The organism is Chlorobium ferrooxidans DSM 13031 (assembly GCF_000168715.1).
Lineage (GTDB): Bacteria > Bacteroidota > Chlorobiia > Chlorobiales > Chlorobiaceae > Chlorobium > Chlorobium ferrooxidans.
In genome coordinates this window covers 17,516-36,309 of the sequence record NZ_AASE01000014.1, presented here as the reverse complement: position 1 = coordinate 36,309, position 18,794 = coordinate 17,516, and the positions used below count along the sequence as shown (strand labels likewise).

Below are 18,794 nucleotides of genomic sequence, written 5' to 3'. Positions count from 1 at the left end.
AATTATGTAAATCTGATAAATCCTTCTTCATGAACAACTCCGTCAAGGGGCTCATCCCATGAATCATGAGGCACGGTGTCAATCATCTGCATACTGAAAGCAAGTCCGATACGCAATGGGCGAAAACCCTCCAGAGAGAGCCGGTGAAGAAACCGGTCATAAAAACCTTTGCCATAACCAAGTCGATATCCGCTTCTGTCAAAAGCAAGCAGCGGTATAAGCACAACATCAAGCATCGCTTCATCAGCCTTCACCAACACCTCGGGTTCCGGCTGGCCGAATCTTGCACCCCTCAGGGGCTCCCCTTTCCGGTAGAGCGCTGAACAGAGCTCCTGATCCTGCACAACCGGAACAGCAAGCTGTTTATCGAGGAGTGTCAACGCTTCAACAAGCGGCCAGGTGTTCACCTCCGGGTGTGCCGGCAGAGGAATATAGAGAGCAATGAGACGGGCACTCATAACCTCCGGCAGAGAGAGCACATGAGCGGAAATAGTTTCGCTCATGATACGCCTGCGCTCTGCAGAGATCGCTCCTCTCCTCTCGGCCATCAGGGCTCTTGTCGCTTCTTTTTCTGCTGCTACAGCGCTCTCCCGACAACCGGGAGGGGTCCACCCCTCACTCCTCATGATTCTTTTCCAATAATATGGAACAGATCAGCTACATTATAAAATGTAAAATAATAAAATCGTGTTCTTTCCTGCATGCCGTACTCCCCAGGAAAGGGCGTCCGGAAAGCCATAAACAATAGACAACAGCATCACAATCCCAACCTGGTGAACGCGTGGAAAACCTGATCCTCCGAAACTCCATTCATCCCGGCGCAATCTATTGTGTCGGGAAAAACTATTCCGATCATGCCCTTGAGATGCAGCAGCTCGAAGCAGCGGCAATGATAGCTCAGAGCCGGCAAAGTGCGGAACCGATTATCTTTATGAAGCCCCCTACTGCCCTTGAAACTGACGGCGTGATTACCATGCCTGTTTTTCATGGCAGACCGCTTTCTGAAAACATGCATTATGAGGCAGAACTGGTGCTGCTTGTCGGCAAATCAACCGATGGCTGCTCCATTGAGGAGGCTGTAACCTGTATCAGCGGATTTGGTGCAGGACTTGATATGACCCTGCGTGACGAACAGCTCTCGGCAAAAAAATCGGGCAACCCGTGGCTCAAAAGCAAAGGGTTCCGCAAAAGCGCCCTGATTTCCGATTTTGTTCCCTTCACCGAGACGCAATTTCCTCCCGATCTTGAAATTTCGCTGGAGCTGAACGGCAAGCTGGTACAACAGGGGGCGGTTTCAGAAATGCTCCATCCCCCGGCCATGCTTATTCATTATTTGTCGTATCTTTACGGATTAAGAAGCGGTGATCTTGTTTTTACGGGGACACCCGCAGGAGTAGGCGCCGTCAGGCCGGGTGATGCACTGAAATGCCGGGTTTCCCGACCGGGAGCCGGAAGCCGTGAGGTGGTTGCCGAACTGCAAGCCAACGTTTTCTGACACCAGTAAATAATTGAACCGGAACCATGAGTTATATTTTTCAGCAGGCCCGTCTGCTCAATCCTCTTGAAAAGCTTGATCGCACCGGAACCATAAAGGTCTCCGATGAGGGGATCATTGAAGCGCTCGCCTTCGATAATGAGACGCTTCCCTCTTCACCCGAAGACCGGATTGTTGACCTTCGGGGCCAGATTCTCGCTCCGGGCCTTTTTGATATGCACTGCCATTTCCGGGAACCCGGTCAGGAGTACAAGGAGACGCTTGAAAGCGGTTCGGAAGCCGCTGCGGCCGGAGGTTTTACCGGAGTCGCCCTGATGCCGAACACAAAACCGGTGATAGACAGTCCGCTTGGCGTCGCCTATATCCGTCATCACGCCGCAAATCTGGCGGTAGATCTTGAAGTTGTCGGAGCAATGACTGTTGAGAGCCGTGGCGAGCATCTTGCCCCCTTCGGAAAGTTCCGGTCCTATGGCGTAACGGCCATATCCGATGACGGAACGGCTATTCAGAGCAGTCAGATCATGCGGCTCGCCTTTGAGTATGCATCAAACTTCGATCTCCTCATCATTCAGCACTGCGAAGACAAATCCCTTACCCAGGGTGCGGTTATGAATGAAGGTGTTTTTTCAGCACAACTCGGCCTGAAAGGTATTCCGGACATATCCGAAGCCATTACCCTCGGAAGAGACCTGCTGCTGATGGAGTACCTGCAGAAGCACAAACTGCATGAACCGCTGAGAAAACCGCGCTATCATGTTGCACACATCAGTACCGGAGCTGCGCTTGATCTTGTGCGCAAGGCAAAGCGCGATGGACTGGCTGTGACCTGTGAAGTTACACCCCACCATTTCACCCTCTGTGATGAGTCGCTCTTTCAGGCTGAAGATAAAGGCAACTATCTGATGAAACCGCCGCTCGGCTCCAGGGAAAATCTTGAAGCCATTCTGCAGGGGCTGGCCGACGGAACAATTGATGCCATTGCCACAGACCATGCCCCGCATGCATCACATGAAAAAGAGTGCCCCCTTGACCAGGCGGCGTTTGGCATTATCGGACTTGAAACATCGGTTGGCCTTACCCTGACAGAACTGGTGGAAAAGAGGATTATCACCATCTCTCGGGCCATTGAACTGCTCTCGGTCAACCCGCGCAGAATCATGAAGCTCAAACCGATTCTTTTCGCGCCGGGCGAAGTTGCCAATTTCACCTTCATCAATCCCGAAAAGGAGTGGAGATGCACCCCGGAATCGATTCGATCCAAATCATCAAACACCCCCTTTCTTGATCGCACCATGAAAGGAAAAGCCAGCGGAATATTCCACAAGGGGAGGCTTCTCTTTTCGGAACCGGAACTGCACTGATTCCTTTATACAGATTACTTGCTTCCGGTTATTATTTTCATTACTTTCTTGTTCATTTTTGGAAAAATCTTTTAGTACCGAGTATTAACAACAAGAACTAACGCACACGTCATGGCAAAGAAACAAACGTTTGGAGATAAAGGTAAAAAAACCGGTGTCAGCGACTTCAAAATGGCCAAGCTTGTTTTTTCCGTAAAATCAGAAAAGAGCAATGCCTGGAAATTCGTTGAAAAACATGTCAGAATCCCGAATGGCGAGAATGAACAGCCTATTCTGGCAAAAGCCATCAGCGATTACGCAAAATAATTGTCCGGCAGATCAGTTCAGGGCATTGCACGTGATGCCCTGCACTCCCTCCTTTTCCCGTCTCTTTTTTCACCGCCATACCCGAGAGTTCCGATATGCAGGGAACAGAAAATCCATCAGCGTGGTTCGAGGAGTGGTTTAACCATCCCTTTTACCTTCAGCTCTACAGTCACAGAAACAGGGATGAGGCCGAACGCTGCATCCACACCATTCTCTCTCTGACAGAGCTTGACCGCAAGCCCTGTCACTCGGTTTCCGTCCTTGATATTGCCTGCGGAGCCGGCCGTCACGCTCTTGAATTTGCCCGTCTGGGCTACACGGTAACCGGAAACGATCTCTCCCCTTTTCTGCTTGAAGAGGCCAGAAAAGAGGCGGCGAACGGCTGTCTCAACGTGCAGCTTACCGGCTGCGATATGAGGGAGATCAAGGAGCAGGAGCGGTTTGATCTTGTGGTACAGCTCTTCACCAGTTTCGGTTACTTCACGGCCAAAGAGGAGGACATGCTGGTTCTTCAAAGGGTATTTGACGCGTTGAAGAGCGGAGGATGGTATGTGCTCGATCTGATCAACCCCATCCATCTTGAGCGGACGCTTGTGCCGCATTCATGCAGGATGGCTGGCGATCTGACGGTTAATGAGGAGAGGAGTCTGGAAAACGGAAGAATCACCAAAACCATCACCATCACCTCCCCTGCGGAAGAGCGGCTGAACTTCACTGAATCAGTGAGAGTCTATGCAAGAGAAGAGATAGCGTCGATGCTGAGTGAAACGGGATTTTCACTCAGCACGATTGCCGGTGACTATGAGGGTTCCCCGTTCGAGGCAACAGTTTCGCCGAGAATGATGCTCTTCTGCCGCAAACCCTGAACAGGCAAATCTCTACAGCAGATTCCGATCGCGATACCATTCATAGGCATTGCGAATACTGTGTTCGTGCGGCTCAAACCGCATGTTTAGCTCACGAATTGCCTTGGATGAATCAAAATAGAGATACTCGGAGGCAACCCTGAACATGGAGAGGTTGAAGAGCTTCGAGATACTGTTTTTATTCTTGTACAGATCAAGAATCGACTTCAGTATCCTCGCCATCCAGAAGGGCAGCGGAAAATGGATTTTCGGCGCTCCGGTAATTCTTGAAATCGTGTCGGCGAGCTGCTTGTAGGAGACATTTTCCCCCCCGATAATGTAGCGCTCGCCCGTTCTCCCTTTTTCCATCGCCGCGATGATGGTCTCGGCCACAATTTCAACATCGACAACACAGATGCCGCCAAGCGGGTAGAAAGGGAGTTTCCGGTTGTAGACATCCTTGATTATACGTCCGGCATTAAAGTTGATATCACCGGCTCCGAAGACGAATGCGGGATTGACAATAACACAGTCAAGTCCTTTTTTGACGGCAGTCGCCACCTCAACTTCAGCGATATGTTTTGTTCTGGCATACTCCAGGCTGATGGAGTCAAAATTCCAGACAACCGATTCGTTCACCGGTTTTTTGTCAAATGCTATGCCGACGGCCGTTATGGAGCTAACATGAATAACCCGTTTCACTCCGTTAGCAAGGGCAGCGCGCAGAATATTTTTCGTTCCGTCAACATTGATTTTGTAAAGCAGTGCGTTTTTCTTGTCGCCCATATAGGTAAGGCCCGCAGTATGATAGACAAGATCAATCCCCTTCATCGCCTCATTAATCGAGTCGCTGTCTGTTATATCGCCATAGATAAGATGAATGCGGTCCAGGACATCAGAGAGTGAGGTCAAATCAGAGGTTTTTCTGACAAGGACAAAGATTTCATCAGATGAGGCTGCAAGCTTGATAACAAGACGGGAACCAATAAAACCGGTAGCTCCGGTGACCAGAATTTTTTTATTCACGAATCAAATGCTTCAAAATAATTAACAAACCTTCATTTCTCTGTTCTGCACATTTCTGATAACCGGCCAGTCCGGAGCCGCTCCTACTGTGCCGCACCGTTCTCATCAACTGAAATTTCGCCGCTCACGATTTTATTACGAAGAGTCTCTACTTTTTCATGATTTGCCGCTCCGATCAGAGCCGAATTCTTCTCATTGTAGACGTAATCGGTATAGCGATCGGCCAGACCGAAAACAGCAACCGATCCGCCTTTGAACGAGCCATCAAGAGCACGCTCAACCGTTTTCAGAACAGCACGATCGACAGCCTTGATCATGCTGCTCAACACAAAACCCGGAGCATCCGGCTCCTGATCCCTGTCGGTGCAGATAACAAGCTTCCTCGTCTCTCGGGCAGCTTCAATGACGCCAAGACCGCTCGCTCCGGCGGCTTCATAGATGATATCGGCTCCCCTTGCAAACTGGCCGAGAGCCAGCTCTTTTCCCTTTGAGGGGTTGGCAAAGGCGCTCCCGGTCATACCGATATAGCCGGAAATAACCTTGACACCTGGATCAACCGCATGAACACCCGCAATAAAACCGGTCTCGAATTTTTTAATAACCGAAGACTCCATTCCGCCAATAAAACCGACTGTTTTTGTTTTGCTCGCCAGTCCCGCCAGCGCGCCTGCGAGGTATGAGCCCTTCTTCTCCTCAAAGACAATTCCCTGGAGATTAGGAGGAATAACTGCTCCGGGCTTGCTGATATAATCGATGCATGCAAATTTCTTGTCCGGGAATTCAGCCGCAATCCTTGTGATATCATCACTGAAAAGCAGACCAACACCGATTACCAGATCAATATCCGGATCCGAAGCCATCTGGCGCAGCGCTGCTTCACGATCAGCGCCCTCCCCCTGTGGTTCAACATAGAGAAAGGTAATGCCATGCTTCTTTTTGGCCATTTCCAGACCATTATAAGCTGAATCATTGAAGGATTTATCCCCTCTTCCCCCGATGTCAAAAACAAGCCCAACCTGCAGTTTATCACCGGATGAACTCTCTTTCCCCTGTTTATCATCTGTTTTACCGGAACAACCGGAGAGAAAAAGAAAAAAGGTGAGCAGATAAGGAAGCAGATGTTTCATTGGAGTGGATGAAAAAAGGTTGAAACTGCTATTAACTTGCCGTTTTCATGGCTTTGAAAATATGAAATTTTATCTCCATTTAAAACCCTGCAGGAACGGATCTCTGTTTTGATCAATTCATCAGCCCGGCCTGCATCCCTGACTATCGGGCGGTTGACTTCGCCATACCGACCATGAGCTTCAACAGGGTAAACGCAAGCGGCCGGTAGCGGAGCTCTCCATCATGGCCTCTTACATCGCGGATTTTCGGCACCAGTACCGAGGCAACCCTTTCCGGCTCTTCGGCAATGAGTTTCAGAATACGCTGCGACGAAGCCGGAGCATCGATGAGCAAAAGATCCGTCAATACCGGACCGGGGCTTAATTCATGTACGCCGATACCTGTTTTTCCTGCGCTTTTCAACTCTTTGACAAGAAAACGGGTCAACTCCGCCACCCCCCTTTTCGAGGCCTTGTGAGGTACAGCACTTCGGGAAAATGCGGCTCCGGGAGAGGAAAAACCCATATTGAAAATATGATAGCGCGCCTCAACTGAAGGGGGCTGACGATCCATCAGGCGTACCGCCTCAGCACAGAGCAGAAGCGAACCGCTCAGATTGGTTGCTGAGGTCTCAAGGATATCGGACAGCTCCAGCTCCCATAACGGACGCTTCAGGCGGCCGGCAGTTCCGGCATTGTTGATCCATCGGTCTACCTGACCGAGGCGCCCGGCGGCAAACCCGGCAAAACTTCTTACATCTGCCGGATCGCCAACATCACAACGGAACCCGTAAACCTCACGTTCCGGGAAGGATTTGTTCAGCGAGCAGAGTGCACGATCCAGTCGCTCCTGATTGCGACCGCAGAGAACGACCCGGTCTCCGGCCGAAAGAAACGCTTCCGCAAAAGCATAGCCCAATCCTTTGCTGCCTCCGGTGATGACAATACCGAGAGAACCCGGTTCTCTCTTCTCTTTAAACATAGCACTGATCCCTGTATCGCATAGCGTTTCACCTGTTACGCCCTGATCGCTCCTGTCAGGCAGACACACGCCTGTCGCCGATCAGGAGTTTACGTCGTTTTGCTCTTTTCGGATAACGAAAAGAGGGTACTATCCATTCATGCCGCATCTTTTTTTTGTTCCGAAACCCCTTTCCCGTGTCGCTCCCGCCCGGTCGGGCCTCCAGCTTCTGTACTCCGCTCTTTTTTGTCGGGCTGCTCACCGCTATGAAAAGCGATACCCTTTATCGGAACAGTTAAAAAATATTCCTCCGCATGCTCTAAAACGTTAGAATCTTTGCTGATATATGCTTATAATTAAAAATATGCACTTTATCAGCAAGACAGCCGCATCTTAACCTAAAATAAAAGGCTATCGCGTATGCCACCTGAACAGAGTAAGCGCTCACCGTTTCGTGTGATTTTCCCCCTGAACAAATTCTCCAGATTACTGCGTATTGCTCTCCTCAGCGTCACCGTTGCCGCTGTGCAGCTGCCGTCAACGGCTCGTAGCGAGGTCACTTCCGACATCGCTCAACGGCAGGTGCCGGATCAGAAATGCGAGCAAACCTGCAGGATTTCGAGTTCCATGCAGAAATTTTTTGTCCATGTCACCCAGTATTTCGGAACCCGCTACCGTTCCGGCGGTCAGACTCCCGCAGGTTTTGACTGTTCGGGTTTCGTTCGTTTCATGTTCAGCAAGGTCTTCAACATGGAGCTCCCCCGTTCTTCAAGAGAGATGGCCGCAATCGGCAATAAAATCGCAAAAAATGAGCTGCAGCCCGGCGATCTTGTGTTTTTTCAGACATCCGGCAGCCGTATCAACCATGTCGGCATCTTTATCGGCAATGATACCTTTGTTCACTCCTCCCTCACCAAGGGGATTACCGAAGACCAGCTCAAACAGAACTACTACGAAAAACGGTTTGCCGGCGCTGTTCGCCTGTTTGATGCCTATTCGGGCATAAAGCAGAAAAGCGCGGAGATCGATAGCGAGCCATCCTGATATCCCCCTTTTCATCCTTGCGGGGATATCGGCTCCCGAGATTACCGCGATGACCATGAGGTAAAGCCAACAATACTCATCTTTCAAACATAACCGTTACGATCATGAAAAAAAGAGTGATGAAACGGGCAGTGCTTGTGAGTCTGCTCTCTGTATGTCTCTCTCCTTCTGCATTCGCCGATACCGGTGATGTCGCCGGGACACTCAAAGGCGGAACCTTAGGGCTGGGTGCTGAAGTCACCATCGGCCTTACCTCCTCCATCAATGCAAGGGCGGGATTTAACGCCCTGAACTATGACGGAAGTAAAACAGAGAGCGATATCAAATATGATTACACCCTGAAGCTGCAATCCATTCCGCTGCTGCTCGACTGGCATCCGTTTGATGAATCAGGATTCAGACTCTCATCGGGTGCCGTAATCAACCGCAACAAGGTGAATGCTACCGGCGCCCCCCAGGGGACCTACACCATTGGAGGAACATCCTATACCGCTGCGCAGATTGCCACACTCAGCGGTGATGTTACCTTCAACAACGTTGCTCCCTATGCCGGAATCGGATGGGGAAATGCTGTCGGCCCGGACAGCGGCCTCTCCATAGCGCTTGACCTTGGCGTCGTCTTTCAGGGCACCCCGAATGTTTCGCTTGCTGCAAGCGGCCCTATTGCCACGGACGCCACCTTCAAAACCAATCTTGCCAAAGAGATCACCGATCTTGAGAGTAACATCAAAAGTCTGAAGTACTACCCGGTTATCTCGCTCGGATTGGCCTACAAGTTTTAACGTCAGTTCCGCTCTCAATGCATCAGAGGAGATCGCTTCCCTCTGATGCGTTGAGACGCTCTGCCCTTCGCTCCTCCACCAGCCCGGTATCCCGTCATCGAATAATGAGCTGCTTCACTTGCTCAGATACCCCTTGAAATGGGCCAGCTGTTCAATAAATGGTTCAGACTTGACCCTGATGATCCCCTGGTAAGGATTGTCAAACGCAACAATCACCAGCAGTACCAGCGTAATGATACAGGCAAGCGCGCCGACCATCAATGACTGTGCCATGGAGTTACTTGTGCCGAAAAGAAAACTGAAACCGATGGTGACTATACCGCCGATAATCATGACACTCCACATAAATGGCGGAATTACCCCCTCCTTTCCGGCCAGAATTCTCTGGTTTCTTGCATCGCTGAAATCATTGAGGTTTGAAACAATCTCCCGGTACCAGATGCTCTCATATTCATTCTGCGGTCTGAGCTGCAGAGTGAGATCAAATATCCGGTGAACGGAGCGGAGTGCTTCAGGACTTGAATTGCCTTCAGCCATCATCGGCCACTCCTCATTGATAACCCGTGTAGTGTAGGCGATGATCTCCTCCTGGATCGCAACAGCCTCCGGCCTTCCGCTGAAAGCCCTTACATCCCTGAATACCGATGCCATGTAGCGAACCTCTTCATGCACCCTTGACTCTGCATCCCGATACAACTCCCACTCCACAATCACAACAAAAGCCAGAAGAACCGCATAAATAACCCCGACGACGGAATAGATAAAACCTGCGACATCATTATGCTTTGAGAGTTCCGCCTCCCCGAAACGCCAGCGGACCATCATCATGCAAAAGATCGAGCAGAACATGACAAAAGCTGTAATGCCGGCAATAAACAGAATGTCGTTCATCTCGCGTGATGTTTATTGTTGAGAAAAAAAGCGCACTCCTACATGTCATCATCAACAACCGTTTCCACTCCTTACCCCTTTTCCGCATGCAGGAGCGCATCGGTCAGTCCCGAGTTGCGCACACTCTTTTGGCTGACGGCTGAAGTAAAAAGCGCTTCATCTCCCCAGATCTCTACACCGGATCGCGCCCTTGTTATTGCGGTATAGAGCAGCTCTCTGGTAAGAATATCGGAGAGTGCCGGAGGGAGAATCAACAGAACCCTCTCGAACTCCGAACCCTGGCTCTTGTGAACGGTCATGGCAAATGCGGTCTCATGCTCCGGAACTCTTACGGGAGCCAGCTTTCGCATTCCCCCCTCAGCCGCGGGGAAAAATGCACGCAGCTCACCCTGACTCTCCGGATCGGGAAAAAGAATTCCGGTATCTCCGTTGAAGAGCTGAAGTCTGTGATCATTAGCTGTAACCAGAAGAGGCCTGCACCGGTAGTCCGGTCCGGTAGCGGAAATCAGATTCGCACGGTGAAGAATCCTCTCAATATCCCCGTTGAGGCCGCTGACACCAAACGGACCGTCGCGAAGCGCACATACTATCCTGAAACGTTCGAACCGCTCAAGCGCCTCTGCAGGTGTCGTTGCTTCGGTGTAGCTTCGATATCCATCAACAACCTTTTCGGGCAGCGCTCTGTTCAGCTCTTCACGGGAGGTGAGCTGTTGCCATGAGAGCGTACCCGGTGGACTGCTTTTCAAGAGATGCATGGCATCCTGCCCTCTGCCGGCATTGATCAGGCGGCTCAGCTCTCCAATGCCGCTCTTCTCGCTGAAGCGGAAATTTTTTTCCAGCATCACCATTGAGCGGCCAAGCGGCGAAGCAGCGTTCATCTCTCCGGCAGTGCAGATATCACCAAGCACGGCCCCCGCCTCAACCGAGGCGAGCTGGTCCCTGTCGCCAAGCAGGATGAGGCGGGCTCCCGGCCTGAGTGCGTGAAGAAGAGCATGCATCAGAGGCAATGCAATCATGGAGGCCTCATCCACGATGACAAGATCATAAGGGAGACGGTTTGAGGCACCATAACGGAAACTGTGCGAACGGAAAGCTGTTCCGAGAAGACGGTGAATGGTAACAACACTCTCGGGGATGGCACTCCTGACACTCTCGGAACAGTCAAGATTACGACGGATATCGCTCACCGAAGCCCTGAGTCTTGCTGCGGCCTTGCCTGTAGGAGCAGCCATGGCAATGCGCAGATTCAGCCCCCCCTCCTGCATAAGCAGCAAGGCAAGAATCCTGACCACGGTCGATGTCTTGCCGGTGCCCGGTCCACCTGAAATAATACAGAGCTGCCGACGAAGGGCTATTGCTGCGGCTGCTTTTTGCCGGTTATCCTCCCCGGGCAGGGTGTCAGTGAAGAGTCGCCCAAGTGATTCTGCAAGAAGCTCCTCATCGACACTCCCTGCCGTGCCTGCCGCTTTTTCAAGAAGTGCAACGGCAAGATCATGCTCATATCGCCAATAACGATAGAGATAGAGCCGATTTTTTGTGTCAAGTATAAGAGGACGGAACTGCCCCGGAACCCCTGTTGTAGAGGCATGCATCAAGAGCTCTCTCAACCCGGAGAGCGCGGGAAGATCACAGCTTTTCCCCTCAAAGGCGAGGCTCTCTCCGGCAAGATCTTCAAGATTGAGGCATATATGACCGTTTCCGGGAGCATTGCTTGCCATGGAAACCAGCAGGGCAAACAACTCCTCATCGTTTCCGGCAATACCAGAGATAAACCGGGCAAATTGGCGGTCAATCAACCGTTCATGAAACTCTCTGTTCACCGTTCATCCTCCCCGTCTTCAATAAGAATATCCGTCAATGCCTCAATCAGCCCGGCGGAGGGCAGGTCCCGAAAAAAGCCGGCTGACTCCCCCTCTTGCGGGCTGACCCCGCGCAAAAAAATGTAGATGACCCCTCCGAAATGTGACGCATAGGTGTAGCCTGCCACCCGGAGAGCAAGATAACGGTTCAGCGCTACGATATAGAGCAGATACTGGAGCGGATAGAGATTCTCCTGCATGGCTCTTCTCAAGGAGTCGCTGCGGTACTCTTCGACACTATTGCCAAGATGGTTCGATTTCCAGTCAAGCAGATAGTAGCGTCCGTCTTGCTCGAACACCATATCGATGAACCCCATAAGCATCCCCTTGACCTCCCTGAAATCGAGCACGCCTGCAACGGAGAGAAGATCAACGCCTTCTGAACAGGCGCCATAACGCTTCAGCACTTCACCGAGCGTTTTGGCGCTCACCTGTCTGAGCGGAAAGAAAAACTCCAGCTCCGTTACCCAGCTTCGGGGTTTGAGAGCGCCCAGCGTGAAAAAACCGGTTCCCGAAGAGAGCGGAGTGTTGAGGGTGTCGGTGATCATCCGTATAAGAACAGGGAGCCACTCCCCTGCAAACCCGTGCCGGGCGAGACTCTGCTCGGCAAGAAGCGCTATCGTCTCCCCGGTGGGTGAGGCAAAATCAAGCTTTTCAAATATTGAGTGCATCATGATCCCCGCTCCCGCCCCGCGTGGAAACGAAAAAATGCTCCGCTCTCCATTCAGCTGTGGCGCGGCCTGCACCATTGCCCCCTCCCGGTCATCCCGGTCAGGTAGTTCAGCCGCTTTAGGCTCATGACGGCTGAAGGAGGTGAAACTCGAAACCCGCCATAGACGTTCGATGTGGCCCCTGAAGGAGTGTACCACAGGAGTAAAAATCTCCTCTTCACCAGGAGCTGGCAGGTGCTTAATGGGTGGAGCTTCAGCCGCTTCAATCGTGCGAACCCCTATTGAACCCCCGGAGGCTTCTGCAAGCGCGGTGAGCTGCATGGCCATCTCCCCGGCACCGAGAGCACGTACGGATTCGGTTACCGCCCTCACAAGCCCGGGCGAACGTTTTGCCTCTTCTGAGGCGTGAAACAGATAGGTCAAGGGTGAGAGGAGTGTGCTCTCTTTTTTCCGTCCGTCAACAACTCTGGCACTGAAAAGATAGCATCGGTACTTTGCCCTGGTCAGTGCAACATAGAGAAGCCTGAGGTTTTCAGCCAGGGTCTCTTTTTCGGCAGCACTCCGGTTCTCAGCAATGGTGCCTGAACCGAAATCCTTTACCAGCTTTCCCTTTTCATCATGGAACTGTACAACATCCTTTCCGGCATTGATCCCGCCGAAGAGGAATGGCGCGAACACAACCGGATACTCAAGTCCCTTGCTCACATGAACAGTGACAATTCTGACTGCCGCCTCATCGCTTTCAAGTCGTATCTGGTACTCGTCGGCACTCTCCCCTGCGGCAATCCGTTCACTGAACCATGATGCAAGTGCTTCAACACCAAGCCGCCGCTCCTCTGCCTCCCGATGCAGCAGCTCAAAGCAGTGCAGCACGTTGGTCAACCGGCGTTCACCGTCGGAAAAGCGTAAAAGACGGGCGCGAACCGCTTCATTACTCATGAACTCACTGGCCATTGCCATGAAACCCCGTTCAAGCCAGATTCGATGGTAACGGTGAAAGCGCTCCAGACAGGGAATCCAGAGGGTCTCATCACGATTCAGGCGGTCAATATCGTTACCCGAGAGGCCGAGGATATCGGTCACCAGAGCCGTCCGCACAAGGGTTTCAGCGCCGGGATCGGAGAGTGCTGCGAGCAAAATACGAACCTCCTCGGCCTCGCTTGAAACAAAGATGCTCTCGTCACTCCGCATTACTCCGGAAATTCCCCTTGAGCGCAGTGTTGATTGCACCATGCGAGCCTGACGGTGCGTACGGACAATAACGGCAATGTCACCGGCATTCAGGGCGCAATCCGGAGGAAAGGAGCTCCCGTTGAAACCGTCAGAGAGCAGTTGCTCAATTTCAGATGCGCAGGCCTCGGCGGCAAAACGCTCCGCACTGCCGGTCGTAAAGGTGCCGCTCTCATTTCCGGGATCCATCAGGCAGATCTGCATCGGCCGCTCCACGGCACCCTCCCGGCGCTCAACAACACCGGACGCCTCCCGGCTCTCTCCGGGAGTGAGCGGATGATAGACAATGCCCTCAAAAAGAAAAGGGAGGCGCTGCTGATGAAAAATGGTATTGAAGGCATCAAGCAGTGAGGAATCGGAACGCCAGTTTGAGGTCAGGGTAAAGCGCCGCTTCTCCTCTACCTCTTCGGCGGCCCTCAGGTAGGCAAAAATATCTGCCCCCCGAAAGCTGTAGATCGCCTGTTTGGGATCGCCAATCAGAAAGAGCGGCGCACCGGAACCACCGTAGATCTTTCTGAAAATCTCATACTGAACCGGATCGGTATCCTGAAACTCGTCAATCAGGGCTGCCCTGTACTGCGTGCGGAGTACCGAGGCCAGCTCTTCGCTGTCGAGCGCATGATAAAGGTCAGCAAGCAGATCATCGAAAAAACGAACATTCCTTGCCCTCTTGCGAAGCGGCATATTCTCGTGATAAAAGGCTATCAGCTCGAACTTCAGGGCAACAAAGCGCTCGAAAACCAGCGCACTCAAGGATTCGCATAGCTGAAAAAGAGGGTGCTGAGGTGCACTGCCTTTGGGTTTGGTGCCTCCCGCAAGCCCGCTCTCTGTGAACTTCCCGAAGCCGGTGAAGAGGTCATAGGGATTTGCAGAGCGTACAAAGCGCTCCATCGAGTCAAAAAGCTCCGGCAGCAGATCGGCCCGATAGTTATCTGCCGAGCGGCTGAGTCCCTTGTCGGTCTGAAGCAGAAGCTGCACATTCTGCGCCTCATCCCGCCAGAGATTTGAAATCTCGTTGAAGCGCTGCATGCATCTCTGTTCGATCGACAGAATCTCCATCGGAGTGAATTGTGGAACAATCTCACCGCCTCCTGAAGCGTGCACCCCTTTGAGGAGTTTCATGAAGCTCTCGGGAGAGCTCTTCTGCTGCAGGGCAAAACCGAGAAGATCCGGAGTGTCAGAAAAAAAATGGTGACGCCAGAAGTCATCGACAATCTCCCGCAACAGTTCACTCTCATCAGTTACAAGTTCGGTGTCGTAGAGTGAACCGCTTTCAAAGGCATTCTCCTGAAGGGCTCGCAGGGAGAAGCCGTGAATGGTAAATATCGCGGCCGTATCGAAAGCGGCAAGAGCCTGTTCGAGCACCCCCTTCTCCCTTCCGGTTCCGGCCTCCCGGGCTCTCGTTGAGAGCTCGGTCAGGAAGGGATCACCGGTGCCGGCTCCCTCCAGAACATCCAGCGCCTCGCGTATCCGGCTTCGAATCCTTGAGCGAAGTTCCTGCGTAGCGGCTTCGGTATAGGTCACCACAAGGATCTGCTCCGGCAGCAGCCCGGACTCCAGAAGAAGGCGAAGATAGAGCGATGCGATGGCATAGGTCTTTCCTGTACCGGCACTGGCTTCGATAAGATTCATTCCGGCAAGTTCAACACTGCCGAGTTCAAGCTTTTTCATACTCATGCCTTTTCTCCACTGGCCAGCATGGGAAGAAGCAGCTCATCGGCGATGGTTCTGAAACGATCAGTGAACGGGGGCTCGGAACCGAAGCATCGCTGAATTGCCGGATCGGCACCCTCACCGCTTGAGAGGTAACCCGCACTCCATGCCGTATCAGCCGCTTCAAACCGGATGGCATCATCCTCTCCATATTTTCCGGCCCATGCAAGCGATGCCCCCGGAAAAAATGGGAGCGGATCTCTCTGACCCTCCCAGAAGTAGTCGAGCACTCTCTCAAGAAGCAACGGGGCATCCTGAACCGATCGGTATCGTTTTGCCTTATCCTGCATCACCAGCACACTCTCATGCGGGTAACCCTCCGGTGCAACGACATTGAGCACCAGATGTTCAATCCAGCTCCGTATCTGATCTCTCGGCTTCATGGATGCACAGCGCACCTGCATCCGGCAGGAGGTGGAAAGCCGCTCAAGAGAACCGGTGAGCCGGAAAGTACCAAGCTGAAGCTCTGCATTGAGCGGGGCAAGAGGCGCTCCTCCTCCGGTTTTCTGTCGCACCACTCCGCCAAAGGCCTTTACCTCATCAACCATCTTCCGGAACACCATCTCGCCGTGCCGGGCAGGAGGAAGGAGACCCCTGGCGCGAAAAATCGGCAGCAGACGTTCGGGATTGCCTCCCTGAAGCTCCTCGTCGAGCAGCTCCTGCTTCATATAATAGCCGTCAAGCCCGCCGACAGAGAAGGGTTCCCGCTCTTCAAGCGGCTTGATTGACCCTCCGAATCGTATCCCGAGGCGTTCGGAAAGAAAAAACGCCGCCGGGTTATCATAAAAACGGATCAACCGGTCAAGGGAAACGGTTTTATGCTCTTCGGAGAGCGCCTCTATCGGCTCATCAATAAAGGGAACGGAGCTACTGCCTGCTGAAGCAAAACCCGCAAGCGCCTGAAAGTTCTCCCGTGAATAACTGAAAAGAGGTGACCCCTTGGTAAAATATGCCGCATTGAAGGCCTGGAGGCGATGGCGGACAACAAGGCGCTTTTCAGCACGCTCATTGCCGGAAAAGAGAAACCCCCGCTCTATGGCATCGAGCAGTTCGCTTATGAGCACAGAGGGAGGAATTTCACTGTTATCCCGAACACTCTGACCCACATAGCTCAGGTAAAGCCGATCACGGGCGGAAAGGAGTGTTTCAAGAAAAAGGTATCGGTCCTCGCTCCGTTTCGAGCGATCCCCCCGGCGGGGCTCCCTGGCGATAAAATCGAAGCCCGGAGAGCGATCCTGACGTGGAAATGCCCCGTCATTCATGCCCAGCATGGCAATAACCCTGAAAGGAATGCTCCGCATCGGCAGCATGGAGCAGAAGGTTATTGCGCCGGTCATAAACCCCAGACCGTGCTCCTCCTGTTCAAGATTCATCCGCAGCCAGGAGAGCATCACCGCAGGCTGAACCTCCCCTGTAAAACGGGATTTCGGGCCAAAGTCGCTGATTGTGTTCACCACGCCATGAATGGCCGCAAGTTCTCTTTCGGACTCCTCATCGGCCTTGATAAACTCATTGAGCATGGCAAGGAAGAACTCCTGCCACTCTTCAAGAGTACGCGCACTCCTGATCCGGATTGCAAGCCTTTCAATGGAATCGATAAAACCGGCAAGGATTCCGAGCAGTTCAACAGCCCCTCCCTCCATATCTTCACAGGGAAGAATTCCAGCAAACAGCTCGCCACTCTCCGGCATGGCGCAGCCCAGAAGGAGACGGTCAAGACCGGCCCGCCACGAGTTCTCCCGGTATGCGGGAAGATCCCTTGCCTCCCGGTCCGATTCGTTGATACCCCACCTGATGTTCGTTTCCTCAATCCACTCCCGTATGGTTTCCAGGCCGCTCTCTTCAAGGTTGAATCTTCGGCTCACCGGTGGAGTGGAGAGCAGGTCAAAGAGCTGCGGCGCCGTCATGCGGCTCCCCTCGATATCGAGCAGTTTGAGCATCGATGAAGCAATCTCACCCTCATTGAGAAACGTGCGATCGGCGATGGTGTATGGCAGAGCCGGAACCCCCTCTCCGCTACGGCCAAAAACCGTTGAAATATATGAAGAGTAGGCTTCAACATCCGTCAGCATCACAAGGATATCTCTGGGTTTGAGACCGGGCAGTTCGTCAAGCATGAACAGCAGGTTATCATGCAAAACCTCAATCTCTCTGAGCGGGCTGTGACAGGAGTGAATATGCACGGAGCGATCCGCTGCATCAACCTTACGCCGTACGCCATCCGATCCCGTATCAGCGAGATTGAGCATATCTGACTGCACGAGATGGAGAAGCGAATCCTCTCCCGGATCAACATAGAGCTCCTCCTCAACGACGGCATCATCGTTCAGCTCAAGAACCATCCCGGAAAAATCGCGGCCAATGGTGCCAAGTGAAGCAAGCAGCGGATTGCCTTCGGTATGCAAAGCCTTTTCGGCAGCAGGCATCCCGGCAACCCTTCTTCTGGAGACAATATCACCCCAGTACTCCTTTGTCGGGCTCAGGATAAAAAGATTGACGTCAACGATTTCCGAAACCGCAGAGAGCATCTCCAGATAAAATCCGGGAAGAGAGGAGATACCGAAAAGAGCGATCCGTTCAGGAAACCGGGCAACGTGACCCTGGCGGCTTCTGATCTTTCTGCAGAACTCATCCTTCAGGCTCCCCCGGTGTTTTCCGGAAGCCTCATCCACCAGCTTACGCCACAGTACCGCCTGCCACTCCCCGGCCCCGGAATCCTCCATCGCCTCCCAGCCTGAAAGCAGGTCGGAGCGAAAAAGGGTGTACTGGTCAAAGGTATCGGCAATTTTACCGGCAAGCTGGAAGCATTTCAGACCGTTCCGGTCATCGGCAAGATAGGTTTGAAGCGGCCTGAAAACCTCAAGCTCTGTCATCTCCCCGAGAAGACGGATAATTTTCCAGGTCATCACCTCCTTTGAAAACGATGAACTGTCAGGTTGATCGAGCTGCATACACTCAAACAACCCGGTAACCATTGCATTTGGAAAGGGATAGTGACCATTGGCCCAGACTCCGAAACGACTGGCAAGCTCCATTGAAAGCCAGCGCTGCATACCCCTGCTCTGCAGAACGATCATCTCGCTCTGCAATGCAGAGGTCAACGGCCTGCAAAGCGTATCGCCAAGAGCAGCAACCAGAACTTCCATCCGGTTGCTTGTGTAGAGATTAAGTGGCATGGAGCAGGTTCAGGGGTTTATCAGTTCAGAATGCACAGTAACCACTCAAATTCATCTCTTCTTGACCTTCAGCATTAAACGGCAGTTACCGTAATGCGATACAGCAAGGGAGGAGGAGTATGTCAAACAAAATCTGCTCATTGCCCGGCCATCTCACTCCGCTTGTATCAGCATAAAAAATAGATCACTTTGCACAAAATTGATGCTGAAAATATGGTCTGTATAACAATATTTATGGAAAAGGTATAAAATAATGGCAGGAGCGGCGTATTGGTTGCGTATAACGACAGCGTGAACTTTGAAAGTTTATATATATTTTGGTTTATTT

The 18,794-nt window shown here is 52.3% G+C and carries 14 protein-coding genes; 6 read left to right on the top strand and 8 right to left on the bottom strand.

All coding sequences use genetic code 11. The features are described from left to right. Window positions 1–2: 2 nt before the first annotated feature. Window positions 3–626: a 5-formyltetrahydrofolate cyclo-ligase gene (locus CFERDRAFT_RS07740; protein WP_006366656.1), complete on the bottom strand. Its 624-nt coding sequence runs from the start codon at window positions 624–626 to the stop codon at window positions 3–5. A gap of 155 nt (window positions 627–781) precedes the next feature. On the opposite strand from CFERDRAFT_RS07740, the gene CFERDRAFT_RS07735 reads away from it, so the two are divergent. The 4 genes from CFERDRAFT_RS07735 (at window position 782) to CFERDRAFT_RS07720 (ending at window position 4,028) form a co-directional block, all read left to right on the top strand. After that, the gene (locus CFERDRAFT_RS07735) at window positions 782–1,495 is read left to right on the top strand and encodes a fumarylacetoacetate hydrolase family protein (RefSeq protein WP_006366654.1); all 714 of its coding nucleotides are present in this window, start codon (window positions 782–784) and stop codon (window positions 1,493–1,495) included. 26 nt (window positions 1,496–1,521) lie between these two features. Continuing rightward, complete coding sequence (locus tag CFERDRAFT_RS07730) at window positions 1,522–2,856, top strand: dihydroorotase (protein WP_006366653.1); 1,335 nt, start codon at window positions 1,522–1,524, stop codon at window positions 2,854–2,856. A 111-nt stretch (window positions 2,857–2,967) separates the two neighbouring features. After that, the gene (locus CFERDRAFT_RS07725; protein WP_006366652.1) at window positions 2,968–3,162 is read left to right on the top strand and encodes a hypothetical protein; all 195 of its coding nucleotides are present in this window, start codon (window positions 2,968–2,970) and stop codon (window positions 3,160–3,162) included. 95 nt (window positions 3,163–3,257) lie between these two features. After that, window positions 3,258–4,028, top strand: coding sequence for a class I SAM-dependent methyltransferase (locus CFERDRAFT_RS07720; protein ID WP_006366651.1), 771 nt, complete (start codon window positions 3,258–3,260; stop codon window positions 4,026–4,028). A gap of 12 nt (window positions 4,029–4,040) precedes the next feature. Here the strand turns inward: CFERDRAFT_RS07720 and CFERDRAFT_RS07715 are convergent, their stop codons facing one another. The 3 genes from CFERDRAFT_RS07715 to CFERDRAFT_RS07705 all read right to left on the bottom strand — a co-directional run bounded on the left by CFERDRAFT_RS07715 (window position 4,041) and on the right by CFERDRAFT_RS07705 (window position 7,121). Next, window positions 4,041–5,033 (bottom strand): SDR family oxidoreductase, encoded by a 993-nt coding sequence (locus CFERDRAFT_RS07715; protein WP_006366650.1) that lies wholly within the window; start codon window positions 5,031–5,033, stop codon window positions 4,041–4,043. 83 nt (window positions 5,034–5,116) lie between these two features. Next, entirely contained in the window at window positions 5,117–6,160 is a 1,044-nt protein-coding gene (locus tag CFERDRAFT_RS07710; RefSeq protein ID WP_006366649.1) for a BMP family lipoprotein, read from the bottom strand. Window positions 6,161–6,302: 142 nt separating this feature from the next. Next, the gene (locus CFERDRAFT_RS07705) at window positions 6,303–7,121 is read right to left on the bottom strand and encodes an SDR family oxidoreductase (protein WP_006366648.1); all 819 of its coding nucleotides are present in this window, start codon (window positions 7,119–7,121) and stop codon (window positions 6,303–6,305) included. A 606-nt stretch (window positions 7,122–7,727) separates the two neighbouring features. Here CFERDRAFT_RS07705 and CFERDRAFT_RS11740 point away from each other — a divergent pair. Both CFERDRAFT_RS11740 and CFERDRAFT_RS07695 read left to right on the top strand, forming a co-directional pair. Next, entirely contained in the window at window positions 7,728–8,144 is a 417-nt protein-coding gene (locus tag CFERDRAFT_RS11740) for a C40 family peptidase (RefSeq protein ID WP_006366647.1), read from the top strand. 104 nt (window positions 8,145–8,248) lie between these two features. Next, entirely contained in the window at window positions 8,249–8,926 is a 678-nt protein-coding gene (locus CFERDRAFT_RS07695; protein WP_006366646.1) for a hypothetical protein, read from the top strand. A gap of 114 nt (window positions 8,927–9,040) precedes the next feature. Here the strand turns inward: CFERDRAFT_RS07695 and CFERDRAFT_RS07690 are convergent, their stop codons facing one another. The 4 genes from CFERDRAFT_RS07690 to recC form a co-directional block, all read right to left on the bottom strand. Then, window positions 9,041–9,817, bottom strand: coding sequence for a bestrophin-like domain (locus CFERDRAFT_RS07690; protein ID WP_006366645.1), 777 nt, complete (start codon window positions 9,815–9,817; stop codon window positions 9,041–9,043). A 71-nt stretch (window positions 9,818–9,888) separates the two neighbouring features. Continuing rightward, window positions 9,889–11,637, bottom strand: coding sequence for an exodeoxyribonuclease V subunit alpha (gene recD / locus CFERDRAFT_RS07685; protein WP_006366644.1), 1,749 nt, complete (start codon window positions 11,635–11,637; stop codon window positions 9,889–9,891). Continuing rightward, complete coding sequence (gene recB, locus CFERDRAFT_RS07680) at window positions 11,634–15,254, bottom strand: exodeoxyribonuclease V subunit beta (RefSeq protein ID WP_006366643.1); 3,621 nt, start codon at window positions 15,252–15,254, stop codon at window positions 11,634–11,636. Before recB ends, recD begins: the two co-directional genes overlap by 4 nt. Further along, the gene (gene recC / locus CFERDRAFT_RS07675; RefSeq protein WP_006366642.1) at window positions 15,251–18,466 is read right to left on the bottom strand and encodes an exodeoxyribonuclease V subunit gamma; all 3,216 of its coding nucleotides are present in this window, start codon (window positions 18,464–18,466) and stop codon (window positions 15,251–15,253) included. Before recC ends, recB begins: the two co-directional genes overlap by 4 nt. Between the last annotated feature and the right edge of the window lie 328 nt (window positions 18,467–18,794).

Bases quoted from the DNA above. Each gene is read 5' to 3' on its own strand.
- CFERDRAFT_RS07725 (WP_006366652.1), top strand. From the start codon at position 2,968: ATGGCAAAGAAACAAACGTTTGGAGATAAAGGTAAAAAAACCGGTGTC.
- CFERDRAFT_RS07710 (WP_006366649.1), bottom strand. From the start codon at position 6,160: ATGAAACATCTGCTTCCTTATCTGCTCACCTTTTTTCTTTTTCTCTCC.
- CFERDRAFT_RS07705 (WP_006366648.1), bottom strand. From the start codon at position 7,121: ATGTTTAAAGAGAAGAGAGAACCGGGTTCTCTCGGTATTGTCATCACC.
- recC (WP_006366642.1), bottom strand. From the start codon at position 18,466: ATGCCACTTAATCTCTACACAAGCAACCGGATGGAAGTTCTGGTTGCT.
- CFERDRAFT_RS07720 (WP_006366651.1), top strand. From the start codon at position 3,258: ATGCAGGGAACAGAAAATCCATCAGCGTGGTTCGAGGAGTGGTTTAAC.
- CFERDRAFT_RS07695 (WP_006366646.1), top strand. From the start codon at position 8,249: ATGAAAAAAAGAGTGATGAAACGGGCAGTGCTTGTGAGTCTGCTCTCT.
- recB (WP_006366643.1), bottom strand. From the start codon at position 15,254: ATGAGTATGAAAAAGCTTGAACTCGGCAGTGTTGAACTTGCCGGAATG.
- CFERDRAFT_RS07690 (WP_006366645.1), bottom strand. From the start codon at position 9,817: ATGAACGACATTCTGTTTATTGCCGGCATTACAGCTTTTGTCATGTTC.
- CFERDRAFT_RS11740 (WP_006366647.1), top strand. From the start codon at position 7,728: ATGCAGAAATTTTTTGTCCATGTCACCCAGTATTTCGGAACCCGCTAC.
- CFERDRAFT_RS07740 (WP_006366656.1), bottom strand. From the start codon at position 626: ATGAGGAGTGAGGGGTGGACCCCTCCCGGTTGTCGGGAGAGCGCTGTA.
- CFERDRAFT_RS07730 (WP_006366653.1), top strand. From the start codon at position 1,522: ATGAGTTATATTTTTCAGCAGGCCCGTCTGCTCAATCCTCTTGAAAAG.